Source organism: Streptomyces sp. NPDC002057, assembly GCF_040296665.1.
Taxonomy (GTDB): Bacteria; Actinomycetota; Actinomycetes; order Streptomycetales; family Streptomycetaceae; genus Streptomyces.
Genome location: NZ_JBEOXR010000009.1, coordinates 1 through 17,235 on the forward strand (window position 1 = coordinate 1; position 17,235 = coordinate 17,235).

Here is a 17,235-nt window from a genome sequence, read left to right on the forward strand (position 1 = left end):
CGCGCCCCCCCGCCGGCTACCCGTCGGCGTTGCCCGGCCTGCGGTCCTCCGCAGCCCGGACACCGAGATGCCCGGACACCCGGGCACTCACGCTGCGCGCTGCCGTCGCTGTCGCCACAGGAGGAAGGCCGACCAGACCGTGGCCAGCGCGAACAGCACCGCCGAGGCCCCCGACAGCACGGCGAACAGCGCCGGGCCACCGCCGCCGACGTCCCCGGCACGGGCGACCACCCGGGGGTCCTCGGCCCGGTACCGGATGTCGATGCGGTCGCCGACCTTGATCCTGCTGCTGCTCCCGAACGGCAGTTTCGTCACCACGGTCCGGCCCTCCGCCTCGAAGCTGATCCGGCAGCCGCCCGTCATGCACGAGGGGATCGACTCCAGCGTCGCCCGCGCCGGCAGTCCGTTCTCCAATGACTGGAGGTGCCGGGCCGCCGGGTGCATCACGAGACCCGAGAGGGCCGCCAGGAGCAACGTGACGATCAGCGCGAACCAGAAGCTCGCGCGCGGACTCAGAGTCCTCCTTGCCTGCTGCGACGTGACCGCCATCCCCTGGCTCCCCTCGGTCGTCTGCTGCGGGCGATCATGGTAGGACGGGCGGTCCCGCGGCGTCGACGGGCGGAGTCGGCAGACCGGCCGGGGCCCGGCCGCCCGCCGTCGTCGACGACGACGCGGCCCCGAGGTCCAGTTCGGCCCGTACGGTCTTCCCGACCGGTACGCGGTCGAGCACGGCCCACCGTGTCGCCACCGCGTCGACCAGGAGCAGGCCCCTGCCCCCCTCGTCGAGGGGGCCCGGGGTCGCGGCGGTCGGTCGCCGTTCACCCCGGGTGTCGGAGACGTCGATCCGCAGCCGCAGCCCGGGCGCGTACGTGAGCGTCAGCTCGAAGTCGCGCCCGGGCACCCGGCCGTGGGTGACGGCGTTGGCGGCGAGTTCCGCCACGAGGAGCCCGGCGGCATCGGAGGCCTCGGAGCCGTACGGCAGCAGCCAGCGGTCGAGCTGATGGAGGGCGAGACGGCGTGCGAGCCGGGCGCCGCGCGGGGTCGAGCTGAAGCGCTGGGTGAACACACGTACGGTGACGGTCTCTTCGTGGGTCACGGGGGAGGTCATGGGGCCAATGTGGCGCCGCTCCGGAGACTGTCGCCAGGTCAGGAACCCGTACGCTCCGACAGCGTACGGGTTCACACTCTGGACAGTATCGGTAACTGCCCGTGAGCATGGTCGCGTTCAGTGCGTGTGCACGGGTGCGAGAGGTGGCCGGGGTGACGGACGAAGTACCGGACGAGGGACAGAGCGGCGGCGAACCGGAGACGTCGGACAGCCTGAAGGCCTTCGGGGAGGTGGTCAAGGCCTTCCGGAAGCGGGCCCGGCTGACGCAGGAGGCCTTCGCGCCGCGCGTCGGGTACTCGGTACCGACGGTGGCCTCGATCGAGCAGGGACGGCGTTTACCGTCCGCCGACTTCGTGGAGCGGTCGGAGGAACTGCTCGACGCGTTCGGTGTCATCCGGGGCGCGGCGAAGCACCTGGTCCGCAAGCCCGGGCTCGCGAAGTGGTTCCGCCAGTGGGCGAGCCTGGAGGGCAAGGCGGTGACGCTCTACACGTACGAGAACCGGCTTGTGCCGGGGCTGCTCCAGACGCCGGCGTACGCGAGGACGCTGTTCGAGCAGCGGATCCCGGCGCTGGGCGACGACGAGATCGACGCGAAACTCGTCGCCCGAGCCGAGCGGAAGAAGTTGCTGACCGACCGCCCTCACACGATCTACAGCTTCATCATCGAGGAGCACGTGCTACGCCGTCAGACGGGCGGCCCGGAGGTCATGCGCGAGCAGATCAACCACATCCTCGACATCTGCGCCCGGCGCAACATCGATATCCAGATCATGCAGCAGGCTCGCGGGCACCACGCGGGGCTCGACGGGCCCCTGTGCCTCCTGGAGACCCCTGAGAACAGGTGGTACGCCTACAGCGAGGGTCAGGAGAACGGCCTCCTCATCTCCGACGCCAAAGTGGTCAGCATCCTCCAGAAGCGGTATGCCAGGATGCGAGCACAGGCTCTCTCCGCAGAGGACTCCGTGAGCCTGTTGCAGGAGATGCGAGGAGCGCCATGAGCAGTACAGACCTGGCCTGGTTCAAGAGCAGCTACAGCGGCAGCAGTGGCGACAACTGCGTGGAAGTCGCCCTGTCCTGGCACAAGTCCAGCTACAGCAGCGGCGGAGACGGCGACTGCGTCGAGGTCGCCTCCTGCCCCACCACCGTCCACGTCCGCGACTCGAAGAACGTCACGGGCCCGCAGCTCGCCCTCTCCCCCGCCGTCTGGACCGCGTTCCTGACCCGGCTGGCCTGAGCACCGCACGACACGAGGAGCACGACCCATGAGCACGACCCCCGCCGGCTATCTCTCCGGCCTCTTCTCCCTCGACGGGCGCACCGCCCTGGTGACGGGCGGCAGTTCCGGAATCGGCCGGGCCATCGCCGGTGCCCTGGCCCGCTCCGGGGCGAGGGTCGTGGTCGTGGCCCGCAAGGAGGCCGAACTCGTCGCGACCGTGGACGAGCTGACGGCCGACGGCTGCCGGGCGGCCTGGGTGAGCGCCGACCTGAGCACCCGCGAGGGGATCAAGGCAGGGGCGGAGGCGGCGGCCGAGGTGTTCGGGGAACCGGACATCCTGGTGAACTCGGCGGGGATCAACCTCCGTCCGCCCTTCGGCGAACTCGCCGAGGAGGTCTGGGACACGACGATGACCGTGAACCTGGAAGCCCCGTTCCTGCTCGGTCAGCGCTTCGGACCCGGCATGGCCGAGCGCGGCTTCGGGCGGATCATCCACATCACCTCGCAGCAGGCGCACCGGGCGTTCGTGCAGAGCGGGGCGTACGGAGTGTCCAAGGGCGCCCTGGAGTCGCTGGCCCGTTCGCAGGCCGAGGCCTGGTCCCCGTACGGCGTCACGGCCAACACCCTGGTCCCCGGCTTCGTCATGACCGCCCTCAACCGGCGGCTCTCCTCCGACCCCGAGAAGGTCGCCGCGCTGGCCGCCCGCACCATGGTCGGCCGCAACGGTCTCGCGGAGGACTTCGCGGGCGCGGCCGTCTTCCTCGCGAGCACGTCCTCCGCGTACGTCACGGGCCAGTCCCTCTTCGTGGACGGCGGGTTCTCGGTCCACTGACCGTCGGCCCGCCGTCCCCGGGCGCCTCAGGAGACCGGTGTACCCGCGGTCGACGCCGACCAGTCGGCGAGGGCGTCGGCGCAGGCGCCCAGGGCCTTCGCCGCCGGGCCGAAGGACGTCGACAGGCCCGCCGAGAGGGTCAGCGCGGGACCGTGGGTCCGGTCGCCGCCCACCGTCACCCCGCACTCCACCGTGGCCGACGGCCCGTCGGTCCCGGGCGGAGCGGTCACCGTCAGGGTCAGCTCGCAGCCGCCCGCGCGGACCCCGGCCGCGTCGAGCCGGGCGCTCATCGCCTCGGTGAGCGGTTCCGCGTTCTCCTCCAGGGCGCCCCGCCGCAGCCGGAACTCCTCGTCCACCGCCACGACTCCGATCCCCCGGAAGGTGGTGGCCCGCAGGCGCACCGCGCGGGCGCCGAAGACGCCCGAGCTGTGCAGCACGTAGACGGCCACGAGCGCGGCCCGCACGGCCCCGGCGAGGTCGGCGGGGAGGCCCGGCAGCGGGAAGCGCCACCGGGGCGGGCGGAGCCGTACCGGCGCGACGCCCTCGGTCAGGACGGCCAGGCCCTCGCGTACGGTCGCGCCGAGGAACCAGGCTCCTCCGGTGCCGAGCGCCAGCAGCCGGCCCTCCTCGTCGACGGCGAGCGCCGCGTCCGCGTCCGTGCGGCCGAAGGGGAAGAGCCGGAGTCCCAGCTCACCGCCGAGCCGGTCCAGCTGCGGGCTCGCGAAGCGGGCCTCCCGTGGGTCGACGACGCAGCCGGTGGCGGCGACTTCCCGCCCGCCGTGCGGGGCGGCACGGATCCGGAGGCCGTGGAATTCGCGGAGGGCCCCCTCGGCGGCGGGAAAGACGCTTCCCCCACCGACCGTCACCGTCATGAGGATCGCCGGCAGGGCGGCGTCCCCGGCGTCCCGCCCCGCGTGCCAGCCGGCCTCGGCCGGCATGTCGGTGCTCGGCACGGCTCCGCTCGCCGGGCCGGCGCTCCGTACGTCACCCACCGTCGGTCCTCACGCCTCGTCGTGGAGAACGTCGATCCCCAGCCGGTCGAGCAGCGCGGAACACGAACGGCAGACCTCGGCCTCGGTACCGTGCTCGGGATCGCCGTGCGGGCGGATCTTGCGGGCGACGAGCGCGGCGCCCTCGAAGTGCGGTGCCGCCTCGTCCAACGTGACCGTGCCGCCGTCGCCCCGCTGCCGGTCGAGGCCGAAGAGCTCGTCGGAGACGAGGGCGGACTCGGCGCAGTAGCCGATGAACGGCTCGCGCAGGGCGGGCGGGAGCCCGTCGAAGAACTCCCCGACGGCCGGGTGGAGATGCGGCTCGCCGTCACCGGCGAGGTTGGTGTGGCTGACGATGGTGCCCCGGATGAGCAGGGAGGCCGCCGTGCCCGGAATCAGGTCAGACAAAGTAGTCCTCCGCGTCCTGCATGGGGGCGTGGGCGAGGGCGATCATGGCCTCGTACTTGTCGGCGCCCATGTAGTAGTTGCCGGTGTGGTGCATGAAGAAGAACCGGCCCCGTTCGTCCATGAGGACGGGCGATCCCTCCGAGCCGTCGAGCCCGACCGGGAAGAGCCGGACACCGAGGTCGCGGCTCAGCTCGGCGACATCCGACGGAACGGACCGGTAGCCGAGGTACGGCGTGAAGTAGAGGTAGTCCTCCCGCTTGGCGTCGATGGTGAGGCGCAGCCCTCCGTGCTCGGCGAGGAAGGCCGTCGCGGCCTCGAAGGGCTCCACCGGGAACCCTCCGTCCCGGTACTGCCCGGTGATCTCGTCGACCATCGCCGGTACGGTCTCCGACACGTCACGTCCCGGGAACCATCCGTACTCCCGGAACCAGGCGTCGACGTCCTCCGGGGTGTTCATGTGCGGCATGTGTGCTCCGTGCTCCTCATCCGGTGATGGCGGTGATCCCGGCCATGTCCATGGCGATGCTGCAGGACCGGCACGGCGGCTTGTACTCACCGTGCCCCAGCGGGTGCGGCTTGACCTGGTGGCCGATCTGCACGCTGTAGACCTGCGCGCCCCGCATGGCGTCGCGCACGCCGTCGACCGAGCTGATCCCCGTGCCGGTGGGGTCCAGCTGCCGGAGCCGGTCCGAGACGAGATGCGCCTCCGCGCACTTGCCGTGGCCCGCGCCAGGGTAGTCGCCACCCGCTCTGATCTGCTGGTCGACCTGATCGTAGATCGACTGCATGGCGGGATGCAGGTCGGGCAGCTTCTGTCCGGCTCCCTTGGTGGCGCTGGTGTGGCCGGTGACGACTCCGTCGTGCAGCAGGCCCCCGGCGCACGAGCCGTCCAGGAGGTTCGTGCCGGGCGGGAAGTGCGTCTTGGCCAGGTCGATCTTGTGCTTGGGGTCGTCCTCGTTGTCCGGGTCGGCCTTGCGCGCCTGGTTCGCGAGGTCGTGGGCCTCCTGGACGAGCGCCGCCCGCTGCTGCTCCGGCGTGAGGTGGCGGACGTCGAGCGGGTCCGTCCGGTGGTGCCGCATGGTGCCGGCGGAACTGCCGTGCCACGGCGGGGACGGGCTGATGCGCCGGCCGTTGGGGTCGTCGCCGGAGCCGCCGTTCCCTCCGTTGCCGCCACCACCACCGCCGCCTCCGCCGCCGCCACCACCGCCGCCGCCCTTGCCGCCGTTGTCGTCGTGGTCGCCCTTGCGCTGACGGGCGAAGCGGTCACGGAGGTCGTGGTCGGTGTTCTTGTGGTCGACGGAGATCTGCTTGACGACCTTGGGCAGCGTCTGGCCGACATGGTCGCCCATGGACTTGGCGGCCTTGGTGAGGGCCTCCAGGGCCTTGTCGGCGACCGGGTCGATCGCGTCCGCGATCGAGTCACGGCCCCGGGCCCGGCCGTGTGCGGTCTTCGCCTTCGTGAGTTTGCCGGCCGTCTTGCCGTGGATGGCGACACTGACGCCGTTGAGCTGGGTGGAGGCGTGGGTGTGCTCGGAGTGCTCGATGTGCAGGTTCTTCAACCCGCCGCCCGGCGCCTTGCCCCCGCCACCGCCTCCGCCGCCGGCGGAGGCCAGGTTCATGGCCTCCTTGCCCGACTGCACGCCGTCCTTGAAGCCGTCCTTGCCCGCGTCCTTCGTCTGGTCGAGGTCCACGCCGTCCTGGAGCCCGATCGCCACCGCGCCGAGCTGTACGACGAGATCGGCCGCCATGCCCTCCAGGGCCGCCACGGCGGGCTCGGTCATCGCCGCCACGACGTACCCGACGGCCTCCTCCACGCACTCCTTGATCAGCCGCTTGATCACCTCCTGCGTGGCCCGCATCGCCGCCGCGCCGATCAGCGCCGACAGGCCCCCGGTCACCGGGATGAGGGAGATCGCGATGCCCGCCTCGGCGGCGAGGTAGCCGAGCTGGACGAGAGCCGCGAGCTTCATGCCCTCGATCGCGCCCGCGGCGGTGTCCAGGCCTCCCGCGATCGTGCGGGCCGCACCGGCGATGTCCTTGATGTGTTTGCTCTTGACCTTCGCCCAGTGCTCGTTGAGCGCGTCCAGCGACTCACCCTGCCCCGAGGACAGCAGCCGCTCGAAGTGGTTGTTCGCGAGTTGGCCGTCGTCCTCCAGGTCCTCCGCGAACTCACGGAGCGCGTCCGCCATGTCGCGGTACGCGTCCTCGTCGACGTTCGGCCACGCGACCCCGATCAGATCGAGCAGCGTGTCCGCCCACCCCGGCACCGTTACCGCCACGTCCCCGTCCCCCCGTTGGCACCTGTTTGCAATCCGCAACAGTCCTACCACAGGGGGAGGGTGACGGTCCGTCGGGGCCTCGCCATCGCCGTACGGCGTCCACGACGGCCCCGGGGGACGCCGACGTCCCGCGCGGTCCCCCCGCGCGGGACGAGGACGGTTCGGGCGTCAGCCCTCGCGCGGCTCCAGCCGCAGCGAGATCGAGTTGATGCAGTACCGCTGGTCCGTCGGGGTCGGGTAGCCCTCGCCCTCGAAGACGTGGCCCAGGTGCGAGCCGCAGCGGGAGCAGCGGACCTCGGTGCGGACCATGCCGTGCGAGCGGTCGGCGATCAGCTCGACGGCCTCGCTGTCCTTCGGGTCGAAGAAGGACGGCCAGCCGCAGTGCGACTCGAACTTCTCGTTCGACGTGAACAGCTCCGCGCCACAGGCCCGGCAGGAGTACACGCCGGTGGTGGTGGTGTCCGTGTACTCACCGCGGAAGGCGGGCTCGGTGCCCGCCTGGCGCAGCACCTGGTACTCCGCCGGGGTCAGCTCCGCACGCCACTGCTCGTCCGGCTTCTCGACGTCGTACGCCATGAGCTCGCTCCCTCTGCTGTTGCGACCGCTACTTCGACAGGTGGTCGAGGATCCGCGGACCGAGGTCCGTGACGTCTCCCGCGCCCATCGTCAGAACGAGATCGCCGGGGCCCGCCATTCCCGCCACGACCTCCGGCACCGTGTTCTTGTCGTGCACGGGCGTCACGTCGGCGCCGGCGCGGCGCGCGGCGGCGATGATCAGCTCGCTGGTGATGCCCGGGATCGGGTCCTCGCGGGCCGGGTAGATGTCGAGGACGACGGACGCGTCGGCGAGGGCCAGCGCGTCGCCCATCTCCTTGCCCAGTTCCTGGGTGCGGGAGAAGAGGTGGGGCTGGAAGACGACGAGGAGCCGGGAGGCGCCGGCCGCGCCGCGCATGGCCTCCAGGTCGGCGGTCATCTCGGTGGGGTGGTGCGCGTACGAGTCGATGACCTGGACGCCCCGGGCCTCGCCCTTGAGCTGCAGGCGGCGGCCGACGCCGGTGTAGGCGGTGAGGGCCTGGGCCAGCTCGGCCGGGTCGATGCCGACGCGCGCGCCGGCGGCGAGGGCCGCGGCGGCGTTGTGGGCGTAGTGACGGCCGGGGACGGAGACGGTGAAGGTGTGCTCGACGCCGTCGAGGGCGACCGTCACCTCGCTCTTCATCCCGTTCGGGACGATCTTCAGGATGTGGGCGTCCGAGTCCTCGGTCTCACCGACGGTGACGACGTGCAGGCCGTCGCGGTCGGCGACCCGGCGGGCCAGCTCACGGGCGCCCGCGTGCTCGCCGACGACCAGGGTGCCGCCGGGGCGGATCTTGGCGGTGAAGGCCTCGAAGGACTCGTAGATCTCGTCCATGGAGGCGTAGTTCGCGTGGTGGTCCAGCTCGACGTTGAGGACGATCGCGACCTCGGGGTCGTACTTCTGGAAGCTGCGGTCGCTCTCGTCGGCCTCGGCGACGAAGATCGCGCCGTCGCCGTGCAGGGCGTTGGTGCCGGGGCCCGCGAGGTCGCCCCCGATGGCGTACGAGGGGTCGAGACCGAGCTCGGTGAGGGCGACGGCCAGCATGGAGGTGGTCGTCGTCTTGCCGTGCGTACCGGCGACCGCGATCGCGCGCAGGCCGTCCATGAGGGAGGCGAGCGCGTCGGAGCGGTGGACGACCGGGATGCCCAGCTCGGCGGCGCGGGCCAGCTCGGGGTTGTCGGCGCGGATGGCGCTGGAGACGACGACGGCGGAGGCGTCGTCGGCGAGGTGCTCGGCGGCGTGGCCGATGTGCACGGTGGCGCCCAGGGCGCGCAGGGACTCGGCGGTCGCCGACTCCTTGGCGTCGCTGCCGGCGACCTTGGCGCCGCGCTGGGCGAGGATCTTCGCGATGCCCGACATTCCGGCACCGCCGATGCCGATGAAGTGCGGCCGTTCCATGGCGGCGGGAATGGCGGGTGCCATGTGGATCTCTCCCCGGGGTGCGTCGTGCGTGGAAGTCCCCAGCCTAGTGGCTCCGGCCGGGTGGGCCCGGCGGCCCCGCGGGGGGCCGGGCGGTGCCGCCGCGGGGGCGGTCCCTCGTCGGCGGGGCGTCGTGGTCCGGGCCGCGCCCCCTGCACGGGGCGCGGCCCGGACGCGACCGCTAGGCGCCGTCCTGCTCGCTGTGGGCGAAGAGCTTGAGCACCGGGACGCCCACCTTGTGGCGGGCCCGGGAGGCCCAGTCCCGGTGGAAGAACTCCTCCACGTAGTGCGGGGCGGTGAGCACGATCACCTCGTCCGCCTCCGACTCGTCGACCACCGCCTTCATCTTGTTGAGCGGGTGGTCCTCGACGACCTGTCCGACCGCCTCGCAGCCGGCGTTTCTCAGGGCCTGGAGCGAGTACTCCAGGGCCTGCTCGGCGGGGATCCGGGCCTCCTTGCCCTCCGGTTCGTCGCCCTCACGGGCGGCTTCCTTCAGTTCGCCCATGGCGACGTCGTCGATGGCACGCAGCAGTACATCGGCCTGGTCACCACGGGGCTGCATCAGAACGATGAAGGACACGCCCTCGTCGCCGTGCAGGGTGGTGACGAATTCCACGTCGACGGACGTCAGGGGCTTCTCGATCATCAGAACGCTTGTGAACACCTCAGGAGCCCTTCTGCGGAAACCATCCTTCCCCGTGCCCGCACGGGGTCTGCGACAGTAAGTGTGCCCAGCGGACGGTAAGCGGAACGACAAATTCCGCCGATTGTCAGATCCGACGGTAGCGGGTGAAGAGGAAGCCGTCCTGCTCCAGCACCGACGCCACGGCGAAGCGTGTCGGGACGGCCACCGAAGGACCCCCGGCGATCCGCTGGGCGCCGCCCGCCGTCATGGTCGGGGAGATCGTCAGACACAGCTCGTCGAGGACCCCCGCCGCCACGAACTGGCCGAGCAGCCGGGGCCCGCCCTCGGTCAGCTGGCGCCGGAGCCCGCGCTCCGCGAGCACCGCCACCGCCCGGGCCGGATCCACCCCGGCGCCGTCCCCCGCCACCAGCACCTCGGCGCCCGCCTCGCGCGCGGCCCGCACCCGGTCGGCGGGCGCGGCGGCGCCGGTGAGGACCAGCGTCGGCACCAGCGGCTCGGTGAAGAGGGGCAGCGAGAAGTCCAGCTTCAGGGAGGCGCTGACCACGGCGATCACGGGGGCCGGGCCCTGTCCGGCGGCGGCCCGGCGGGCGGCGAAGGCCTCGCGCGCGCGTGCGGGGCGGTAACCCTCCAGGCGTACCGTTTCCGCACCGACCACGACCACGTCGGCCAGGCCCCGCAGGGTGCCGAAGATCCGCATGTCCGCGTCGGAGGAGAGCGGCTGCGAGCGCCCGCCGTGCTGGCCGGCCCCGTCGAGCGAGGAGACCATGTTGGCCCGCAGCCACGCGCCCTCCCCGGCGGGCGGCCCGGGGTACGCGTAGGCGTCGGCCAGCTCGTCGAGGGACCACTCGCGACCGGAGGCGGCGACCGGGGCCGCGGCGCCGACCGCACCGGAGGCGTCGGCGGAGACCGGGGCGGCGGTGCCGACCGCGGGGGTCCCGCCGGTACCGGCCCCTCCGATCCCAGCAGCCCCACCGACCCCATCGGCACCGGCGTCCCCGGCGGCGGTCTCGGGGGCTGTCATGTCCGTCACAGGAAGCAGGCGTCGCATCCTGGCAGTCTGACATGGCGCTTACAGTGGGGAACTGTGTCGACCCGTGCCCTCACCGAAGCCGCCTCCGCCTCCGCGGCCCCGCTCTCGCTCTGCTCCCGAGAGCCCCACGTCCCCGCCGACCGGCTCGTCGCGGAGATGGTCCCGCCGCCGCGCTTCGACTCCGTGCGCTTCGACACCTACCTCCCGGACCCGAACCAGCCCAGCCAGACGGAGGCCGTCAAGGCGCTGAGCTCCTTCGCGGCCGGCCTGGGCGGAGCGCACGCCTCCGGCTCGGGCAGGCGCCGCTGGTTCGCGCGGAAGCCCGCCGCCCCCACCGGGCCGCGCGGGGTCTACCTGGACGGCGGGTACGGCGTCGGCAAGACCCACCTGCTGGCCTCCCTGTGGCACGCGACCCCCGCCGAGCCGGCGCTGAAGGCCTTCGGCACCTTCGTGGAGCTGACCAACCTGGTCGGCGCGCTCGGCTTCCAGCAGACGGTGAAGACCCTCGGCGACCACCGTCTCCTCTGCATCGACGAGTTCGAGCTCGACGACCCGGGCGACACCGTCCTCGTCTCCAGCCTGCTCGGCAAGCTCGTCGAATCGGGCGTGGCGCTCGCCGCCACCTCCAACACGCTCCCCGGCAAGCTCGGCGAGGGCCGCTTCGCCGCCGCCGACTTCCTGCGCGAGATCCAGGGCCTCTCCGCCCACTTCCGCCCGCTGCGCATCGACGGCGAGGACTACCGCCACCGCGGCCTGCCCGAGGCCCCGGCCCCCCACTCCGACCAGACCGTCACGGAGACCGCGTACGCCACGCCGGGCGCCTCGCTCGACGACTTCCCGCATCTGCTCGAACACCTGGCCAGGGTTCACCCCAGCCGGTACGGCGCGCTCACCGACGACCTCTCCGCCGTCTGCCTCACCGACGTGCGGCCCGTCCCCGACCAGTCGACGGCGCTCCGGCTCGTCGTCCTGGCCGACCGGCTCTACGACCGCGAGATACCCGTCCTCGCCTCCGGTCTCCCCTTCGACCGACTGTTCAGCGACGAGATGCTGAACGGCGGCTACCGCAAGAAGTACTTCCGGGCGATCTCCCGGCTCACCGCGCTCGCCCGCGACGCCAAGGGGCTTGTGGCGCAGTAGGTTGGAGGCCATACCCGATCGAAAGGGATCCACCATGGCCACCGTGCGTCACGCCCACACCGTCTGGCAGGGCGACCTCCTCAAGGGCTCCGGCGTCGTCACCCTCGACTCCTCCGGTCTCGGCTCGTACGACGTCTCCTGGCCGGCCCGCTCGGAGGAGCCGAACGGGAAGACCAGCCCCGAGGAGCTCATCGCCGCCGCGCACTCCTCCTGCTTCTCGATGGCGCTCTCCCACGGTCTGGCCGGCGCGGGCACCCCGCCCACCCGTCTGGAGACGAAGGCCGACGTGACCTTCCAGCCGGGCGAGGGCATCACCGGCATCCACCTCACCGTGCGCGGCGAGGTCCCGGGCCTGGACGCGGAGCAGTTCGAGGCCGCCGCCGCGGACGCGAAGAAGAACTGCCCGGTCAGCCAGGCGCTCACGGGCACGACGATCACGCTCACGGCCGAGCTGGTCTGACCTCCGGACGGATCTGACCTCACGTCAGACTCCAAGCAACACGAGGCTGTTGTGGCCCGCATGGTTCACGTGTCACCACGTTGCGTGGTACACACATGCGGGTCACGCGTCACACCTGCCTGTCCGCCAACAGGAGTTGTTGCCTCATGTCCGCGACTCGACGTCAGATCCTCTCCCGCACCGGCGCCTCCGCCGCCGGGATCGCCTTCACCGGCGCGCTCTCCGAGCTCTTCGCCGGCAGCGCGAGCGCCGCACCCGGCGGCCACACGGGCCGGGCCGGATACGGCCCCCTCGTCCCCGACCCGGACGGCCTGCTCGACCTGCCGGCCGGCTTCCGCTACAAGGTCCTCTCCCGGCAGGGCGAACCGCTCCGCTCCGGCGAGGGTCCCGTCCCCAGCAACCCCGACGGCATGGGCGCCTTCGCCGGCCGCCGCGGCCGGGTGCACCTCGTCCGCAACCACGAGAACCGGGTCACCGGGAAGATCGGCGTCCCGACCGTCCCCGGCCTGACGTACGACCCGGCCGCCAAGGGCGGCTGTACGGCGCTCGAACTCGACGGCCGGAACAACGTCCTCGGCGAACGGGTCGCCATCGCCGGAACCGCCGTCAACTGCGCGGGCGGCCCCACCCCCTGGCGCACCTGGCTCACCTGCGAGGAGACCGAGGACAGGGCCGGCACGAACGGCTACACCAAGGACCACGGCTTCATCTTCGAGGTCGACGGCGCCGACCCGCACCGCACCGGAGCCGTCCCGCTCACCGCGATGGGCCGCTTCCAGCACGAGGCGATCGCGGTCGACCCGGCGAGCGGCATCGTGTACGAGACGGAGGACGCCTTCGAGCGGCCCTTCGGGCTCTTCTACCGCTTCCTCCCCCACAAGCCGCTCGGCGGCACCGGCTCGCTGCGCGCGGGCGGCGCCCTGGAGGCCATGCGGGTGCCGGGGGTGCCCGACCTCTCCGTGGTCCAGGAGACCGGCGCCCGCTTCGAGCGCGTCGAATGGGTCCCCGTACCGGATCCGCAGGCAACCGGGACCCCGATCAGGCACCAGGACTTCGGGCCCCGGGGCATCACGCACGCCCAGAAGCTGGAGGGCTGCTACTGGGGCGGGCGGGCGGTGTACTTCGTGTCCTCGTTCGCGCGCGTGGCGGACGGCTCCGGCGCGACGCACTTCGGCCAGGTCTGGAAGTACGAGCCGCACCGGCGCCGGCTCACCCTCGTCGTCGTCTTCGGTCCGAGCACGGACATCCGGCTCCCCGGCGAGTCGCCGGACAACATCTGCCTGGCACCCGGCGGGGGTCTGATGGTCAGCGAGGACGGCGACGGGGCGCAGCACGTCTTCGGGGTGAGCGAGCGGGGCGAGGTGTACGCGGTGGCGCGCGGGGCCCAGAACATCGGGTCGCCCGACGCCCCGGAGTGGGGCGAGTTCGCGGGCGTCACCTTCTCGCCCGACCGGCAGACGATGTACGTGAACTGCTACACCCCCGGGACGACCTTCGCGGTGACGGGCCCGTGGTGCTGAGCTGAGCCGTGCTCCGGCCCGGTCGCGCGCGCTCGCGTGCGGCCGGGCGCCTTCCGGGGTCGCGCCGTCGGAGGCCCCGCCGCGTGAGCCGTTCACCGCGTGTCGCGTTGCGGGTGATAAGCACTTTGATCGGTTAACTTCCGATCGTGAACACTTCTGTACGAAAGTTGGCGACGCTCGGTCTCTTGGGCGCCTCCCTGGTCGGCTGTGGCGGAGGCGCCGCCGAGACCCCCGCTCCCCGGACGGCCGAGGCGAGCGCCTCCCAGGCCGCCCCCTCGCCCCGGGCGAGCGCACCCGCCGCCGGCCCCAGGCCCGCGCGCGTCCCGGCCACCCCGCCCACCATGGCACCGGGCCCCGGCGGCCTCACCCCCGTGTACACCCGCCGGGCGACGGGCACGCCGAAGGCCGCCGAGAAGGTCGTCGCCCTCACCTTCGACGCCGACATGACGGCCGATCAGGGGCCCCGGGCCGCGCGGGGAGAGCGTTTCGACAACCCGGAGCTCATCGCGACCCTGCGCCGGCTCAAGGTGGACGCGACCGTGTTCATGACCGGCCGCTGGGCGGAGGAGTACCCGGACCAGGCCAGGTCCATCGGCGGCGACCCGCGCTTCGAGATCGCCAACCACTCCTACAGCCACTACGCCTTCGCGTCCCCCTGCTACGGCCTCCCGACCGTCCCCGGGCCGGACATGGCGGCCGACGTCCAGCGCGCCTTCGACGCCTTCCGGGACGCCGGCGCCCTCAACGTCGTCCCGTACTTCCGCTTCCCCGGCGGCTGCTACGACGACGCGGCCCTGCGCGCCCTCGCCCCGGCGGGGGTGACGGCGGTCCAGTGGGACGTGGTCAGCGGCGACGCCTTCGCGAAGGACGCGGACGCGGTGGCCGAGCAGGTCCTCGACGGCGTGAAGCCCGGCTCCCTGGTCGTCATGCACTGCACGCGCAGCGCGGCCCCGGTCACCGAGCGGGCGATCCGCCGGATCGTCCCGGAACTCCGGGCCCGCGGCTACCGCTTCGTGAAGGTCTCGGAACTGATGAGCCGCTGACGGGTCCGGGCGGGCGCGGCCGGAACCTCCCCCGGCCCCGGAACCCCCGGCCCCGGGGTCCTCAGCCGGAGCAGGCCGTGCGCTGGGCCTCCTGCCACTCGCAGACCGGGCACAGGGTGATGCCCTTCGTGGACTCCGGGTACTCGGTCGGCTCCTGGCACAGCACGCACGCGGCGAACGGCCCCTCGGTCGCCGTCTCGGGCTTCGGACCGGGCTCGGGGGCGCAGTACGACGTGGACTCGTTCATGTCTTCGAGCCTACTCACTCCAGGCGCGCCGTGGCCCGGCAGGCGAGGGCCGCCGCCGCGGCCGCGAGCAGCAGGGCGCCCGCGCAGGCGAGCCACGGCGGGTCGGCGGTCGCCGTGCGCGCACCGGTGATCAGGGCCGTCATCGCGTGCTTCGCCGGGGAGCCGGTGGTCACCAGGGCGAGCAGCGAACCGAGGACGAGGGCCGCGAGTGACCAGCCGGGGGCCCGGACGAACGGGCGGGCGGTCAGTGCCCCGACGGCGGCGCCGGTCAGGGAGCAGGCGAGGGCGGCGAGCAGACCGGTGGTCGTGGCGGCGAGCGCGGTGACGCCGCGACGGTCGCCGGTCGCCGTCACCGCGAGGACGGCGACCGCGCCGACGAGCGTCGGCAGGGCGGCCCCCGTGACGAGCGCGGCGAGATGGGCGCGCTCCCGGCCGGCGGCGGCCGCGACCACGTTCCGGGCGGCGGGCGGCTCCTGGGTCAGGCAGATCCGTACGGTCCAGGCGGTCACGGGGAGGAGGGCGGCGGCGGTGAGGCCGAGCGCGCCGAGCACGGGCTCGCCCACGTTCACGCCGACGCCGAGGAAGGCCGCGTACAGGAGGAGCGGCGCGAGCCAGCGCTGCGAGCGCAGGAGCAGGCCCGTCCGGTAGCGCAGGAGCGCCGTCATACCCGTACGCCTTCCGAGCAGAGGTGGTGGATGTGCCAGGAGGCGGCGAGGAGCGTCCGCAGGAGGGCGTCGGAGTGCGCCGCGTCCACGGTGAGGACGGTGGTGCCGTCGGCACCGGGCGCGCGGACGGGGTCGCCGGGGAGCCGGACCGGGAGCGGCGGGGCGCCCTCGCCGGAGACGGTGATCCGGACCCATGGGCCGGGCCCGCGCCCCGCACCGGAATCCGCGTCGGAGGCCGGACCGGGGACCGGACCGGAGAGCGGACCCGACGCCGGACCGGGGAGCGGACCGGACGCCGGACCGGGGAGCGCGCCGGCGGGCGTCCCCACCCGTCCCACCCGGCCCGCCGCCACCTCGTACACCGCGGTCGGCTCGCCCGTCAGCCGTCGTGGGTCGTGGTCGACGAAGACGACGGTGCCGCCCGCCGCGACGCGCTCGCGGACGGCCGCGTCCAGTTCCGCGCGCGCCCCCGTGTCGAGGCCCGTCCAGGCCTCGTCGAGGACGAGCAGGGACGGGGCCGCGAGGAGGGCCTGGGCCACGGCGACCTTCTGGCTGGTGCCCTTGGAGAGCTCCGCCATGTCCGTACGGGCGTGCTCGTGCGCTCCGAAGCGCTCCAGCCACTCCCCCGCCGCGGTCCGCGCCGCCGCCCGGCCGAGGCCCTGGATCCGGCCGAGGTGGACGAGGTGGTCGACGGCCGTGAAGGGCAGGGCGACCGGGAAGCGTTCGGGGACGTACGCGGTGCGGGGCGGCCGGCCGGTGACGCGGCCCTCGGTGGGCGCGTCGACGCCGGCGACGAGCCGGAGCAGGGTCGACTTCCCGGTGCCGTTCGTGCCGACGACCCGGACGAGGGTCCCGGCGGGCAGGTCGAGGCCGACCTCCCGGAGGACCCACGGCCCCCGGAGGCCGTGCCGGCGCCCGACCCGCTCCAGCCTCAACTGGACGAGTTCTTCTGCGGGGTCAGCTCGCTGGGACGGACGACGACGAAGCCCTGGCCCTCCAGCTTCAGCTGCACCGCCTCGCCCGAGCCGCCGCGGATCATCGAGCCGACCGACTGCGAGCGGTGCAGCGAGGTGCGCAGCTGCTCGGTCCAGCCGACGACGGCGTCGGTGTCGACGTGGACCGGGGCCTGCGGGGTGACCGGGATGACGATCGGGCTGCCCTCACAGATGAGGGCGACCTTGCCGTAGCCGGTGAAGACGGAGTTGAAGAGGCCGCCGCCGGTCATGCCGGCGCCCTTCACGGTCTTGATCTCGTAGTGGAGGGTGGCGTCGAAGCAGAGCACGTTGCGGCCGTTGACCGAGAACGCGTCGCCCTGCTCGATCTCGACGATGAAGCAGTTCTGCGCCTCGTGCGCGAACCAGGCCTCGCCCTGGCCGCGCACCGCCATCAGGGCCAGGCCCTCACCGGTGACGGCTCGCTTGAGCAGGCCGCCGATGCCCTGGCCCTTGCGCTCGAACTGGAGGTCGCCGCGGAAGGCGATCATCGACCCCTGACGGGCGTGCATCTCGCCGTTGACGGTGTACTTCACCGACTTGGCGTTCTGGAGGATCATGCCCGGGAAGGCGGCCGTCTCGGCGAGGTGTTCGCTGCTGAAAAGATCACTCTTCATGCAGGGCATCCTGACCCGGAAGCATGTGTTCCCACAAACAGGCGCCCGGA

The 17,235-nt window shown here is 72.8% G+C and carries 20 protein-coding genes and 1 pseudogene; 7 read left to right on the forward strand and 14 right to left on the reverse strand.

Annotated elements, in window-relative coordinates:
- Positions 1-87 precede the first annotated feature (87 nt).
- Both ABT129_RS10090 and ABT129_RS10095 read right to left on the reverse strand, forming a co-directional pair.
- Positions 88-549 carry a DUF3592 domain-containing protein gene (locus ABT129_RS10090; RefSeq protein WP_351899001.1) on the reverse strand — a complete coding sequence of 154 codons (462 nt, stop codon included), beginning with the start codon at positions 547-549 and terminating at the stop codon, positions 88-90.
- A gap of 34 nt (positions 550-583) precedes the next feature.
- Complete coding sequence (locus ABT129_RS10095) at positions 584-1,108, reverse strand: ATP-binding protein (protein ID WP_351899003.1); 525 nt, start codon at positions 1,106-1,108, stop codon at positions 584-586.
- A 152-nt stretch (positions 1,109-1,260) separates the two neighbouring features.
- On the opposite strand from ABT129_RS10095, the gene ABT129_RS10100 reads away from it, so the two are divergent.
- From ABT129_RS10100 to ABT129_RS10110, 3 genes are read left to right on the forward strand one after another with little or no spacing between them, the layout of a single operon-like run.
- Complete coding sequence (locus ABT129_RS10100) at positions 1,261-2,106, forward strand: helix-turn-helix domain-containing protein (protein WP_351899005.1); 846 nt, start codon at positions 1,261-1,263, stop codon at positions 2,104-2,106.
- Positions 2,103-2,342, forward strand: a complete 240-nt coding sequence (locus ABT129_RS10105) for a DUF397 domain-containing protein (RefSeq protein WP_351899007.1) — start codon at positions 2,103-2,105, stop codon at positions 2,340-2,342. Before ABT129_RS10100 ends, ABT129_RS10105 begins: the two co-directional genes overlap by 4 nt.
- A gap of 28 nt (positions 2,343-2,370) precedes the next feature.
- Positions 2,371-3,156, forward strand: coding sequence for an SDR family NAD(P)-dependent oxidoreductase (locus ABT129_RS10110; protein WP_351899010.1), 786 nt, complete (start codon positions 2,371-2,373; stop codon positions 3,154-3,156).
- A gap of 26 nt (positions 3,157-3,182) precedes the next feature.
- Here ABT129_RS10110 and ABT129_RS10115 read toward each other — a convergent pair whose 3' ends face one another.
- The 8 genes and pseudogenes from ABT129_RS10115 to ABT129_RS10150 form a co-directional block, all read right to left on the reverse strand.
- Complete coding sequence (locus ABT129_RS10115; protein ID WP_351899013.1) at positions 3,183-4,148, reverse strand: SUKH-3 domain-containing protein; 966 nt, start codon at positions 4,146-4,148, stop codon at positions 3,183-3,185.
- 9 nt (positions 4,149-4,157) lie between these two features.
- Positions 4,158-4,553 (reverse strand): YwqJ-related putative deaminase, encoded by a 396-nt coding sequence (locus ABT129_RS10120; protein WP_351899016.1) that lies wholly within the window; start codon positions 4,551-4,553, stop codon positions 4,158-4,160.
- On the reverse strand, positions 4,546-5,019 hold the full coding sequence (locus ABT129_RS10125; RefSeq protein WP_351899018.1) for an SUKH-3 domain-containing protein: 474 nt from the start codon (positions 5,017-5,019) through the stop codon (positions 4,546-4,548). Before ABT129_RS10125 ends, ABT129_RS10120 begins: the two co-directional genes overlap by 8 nt.
- 67 nt (positions 5,020-5,086) lie before the next feature.
- Positions 5,087-6,832: pseudogene (locus ABT129_RS10130) on the reverse strand (YwqJ-related putative deaminase); the annotation flags it as partial.
- A gap of 168 nt (positions 6,833-7,000) precedes the next feature.
- Positions 7,001-7,408 (reverse strand): peptide-methionine (R)-S-oxide reductase MsrB, encoded by a 408-nt coding sequence (msrB, locus tag ABT129_RS10135; protein WP_351899019.1) that lies wholly within the window; start codon positions 7,406-7,408, stop codon positions 7,001-7,003.
- A gap of 28 nt (positions 7,409-7,436) precedes the next feature.
- Positions 7,437-8,828, reverse strand: coding sequence for a UDP-N-acetylmuramate--L-alanine ligase (gene murC / locus ABT129_RS10140; RefSeq protein ID WP_351899022.1), 1,392 nt, complete (start codon positions 8,826-8,828; stop codon positions 7,437-7,439).
- 178 nt (positions 8,829-9,006) lie between these two features.
- Complete coding sequence (locus tag ABT129_RS10145; RefSeq protein WP_351899024.1) at positions 9,007-9,489, reverse strand: indole-3-glycerol phosphate synthase; 483 nt, start codon at positions 9,487-9,489, stop codon at positions 9,007-9,009.
- A 106-nt stretch (positions 9,490-9,595) separates the two neighbouring features.
- On the reverse strand, positions 9,596-10,519 hold the full coding sequence (locus tag ABT129_RS10150; protein ID WP_502981706.1) for a pyrimidine reductase family protein: 924 nt from the start codon (positions 10,517-10,519) through the stop codon (positions 9,596-9,598).
- A gap of 36 nt (positions 10,520-10,555) precedes the next feature.
- On the opposite strand from ABT129_RS10150, the gene zapE reads away from it, so the two are divergent.
- The 4 genes from zapE to ABT129_RS10170 all read left to right on the forward strand — a co-directional run bounded on the left by zapE (position 10,556) and on the right by ABT129_RS10170 (position 14,664).
- Positions 10,556-11,641 carry a cell division protein ZapE gene (gene zapE, locus ABT129_RS10155; protein WP_351899029.1) on the forward strand — a complete coding sequence of 362 codons (1,086 nt, stop codon included), beginning with the start codon at positions 10,556-10,558 and terminating at the stop codon, positions 11,639-11,641.
- A gap of 34 nt (positions 11,642-11,675) precedes the next feature.
- On the forward strand, positions 11,676-12,101 hold the full coding sequence (locus ABT129_RS10160; RefSeq protein WP_351899031.1) for an OsmC family protein: 426 nt from the start codon (positions 11,676-11,678) through the stop codon (positions 12,099-12,101).
- A gap of 146 nt (positions 12,102-12,247) precedes the next feature.
- Entirely contained in the window at positions 12,248-13,621 is a 1,374-nt protein-coding gene (locus tag ABT129_RS10165) for an alkaline phosphatase PhoX (RefSeq protein WP_351899034.1), read from the forward strand.
- A gap of 146 nt (positions 13,622-13,767) precedes the next feature.
- Positions 13,768-14,664, forward strand: a complete 897-nt coding sequence (locus ABT129_RS10170; protein ID WP_351899036.1) for a polysaccharide deacetylase family protein — start codon at positions 13,768-13,770, stop codon at positions 14,662-14,664.
- A 61-nt stretch (positions 14,665-14,725) separates the two neighbouring features.
- Here the strand turns inward: ABT129_RS10170 and ABT129_RS10175 are convergent, their stop codons facing one another.
- Genes ABT129_RS10175 through ABT129_RS10190 form a run of 4 tightly spaced genes read right to left on the reverse strand, consistent with a single transcriptional unit; the run spans position 14,726 to position 17,185 of the window.
- Positions 14,726-14,911 carry a hypothetical protein gene (locus tag ABT129_RS10175; RefSeq protein WP_351899038.1) on the reverse strand — a complete coding sequence of 62 codons (186 nt, stop codon included), beginning with the start codon at positions 14,909-14,911 and terminating at the stop codon, positions 14,726-14,728.
- 14 nt (positions 14,912-14,925) lie between these two features.
- On the reverse strand, positions 14,926-15,576 hold the full coding sequence (locus ABT129_RS10180) for an ABC transporter (RefSeq protein ID WP_351899041.1): 651 nt from the start codon (positions 15,574-15,576) through the stop codon (positions 14,926-14,928).
- Positions 15,573-16,511 carry an ABC transporter ATP-binding protein gene (locus ABT129_RS10185; protein ID WP_351899043.1) on the reverse strand — a complete coding sequence of 313 codons (939 nt, stop codon included), beginning with the start codon at positions 16,509-16,511 and terminating at the stop codon, positions 15,573-15,575. Before ABT129_RS10185 ends, ABT129_RS10180 begins: the two co-directional genes overlap by 4 nt.
- A complete protein-coding gene (locus ABT129_RS10190) occupies positions 16,508-17,185 on the reverse strand; it encodes an AIM24 family protein (RefSeq protein ID WP_351899046.1) in 678 nt (225 codons plus the stop codon). The genes ABT129_RS10185 and ABT129_RS10190 overlap by 4 nt, the downstream gene beginning before the upstream one ends.
- Positions 17,186-17,235 lie beyond the last annotated feature (50 nt).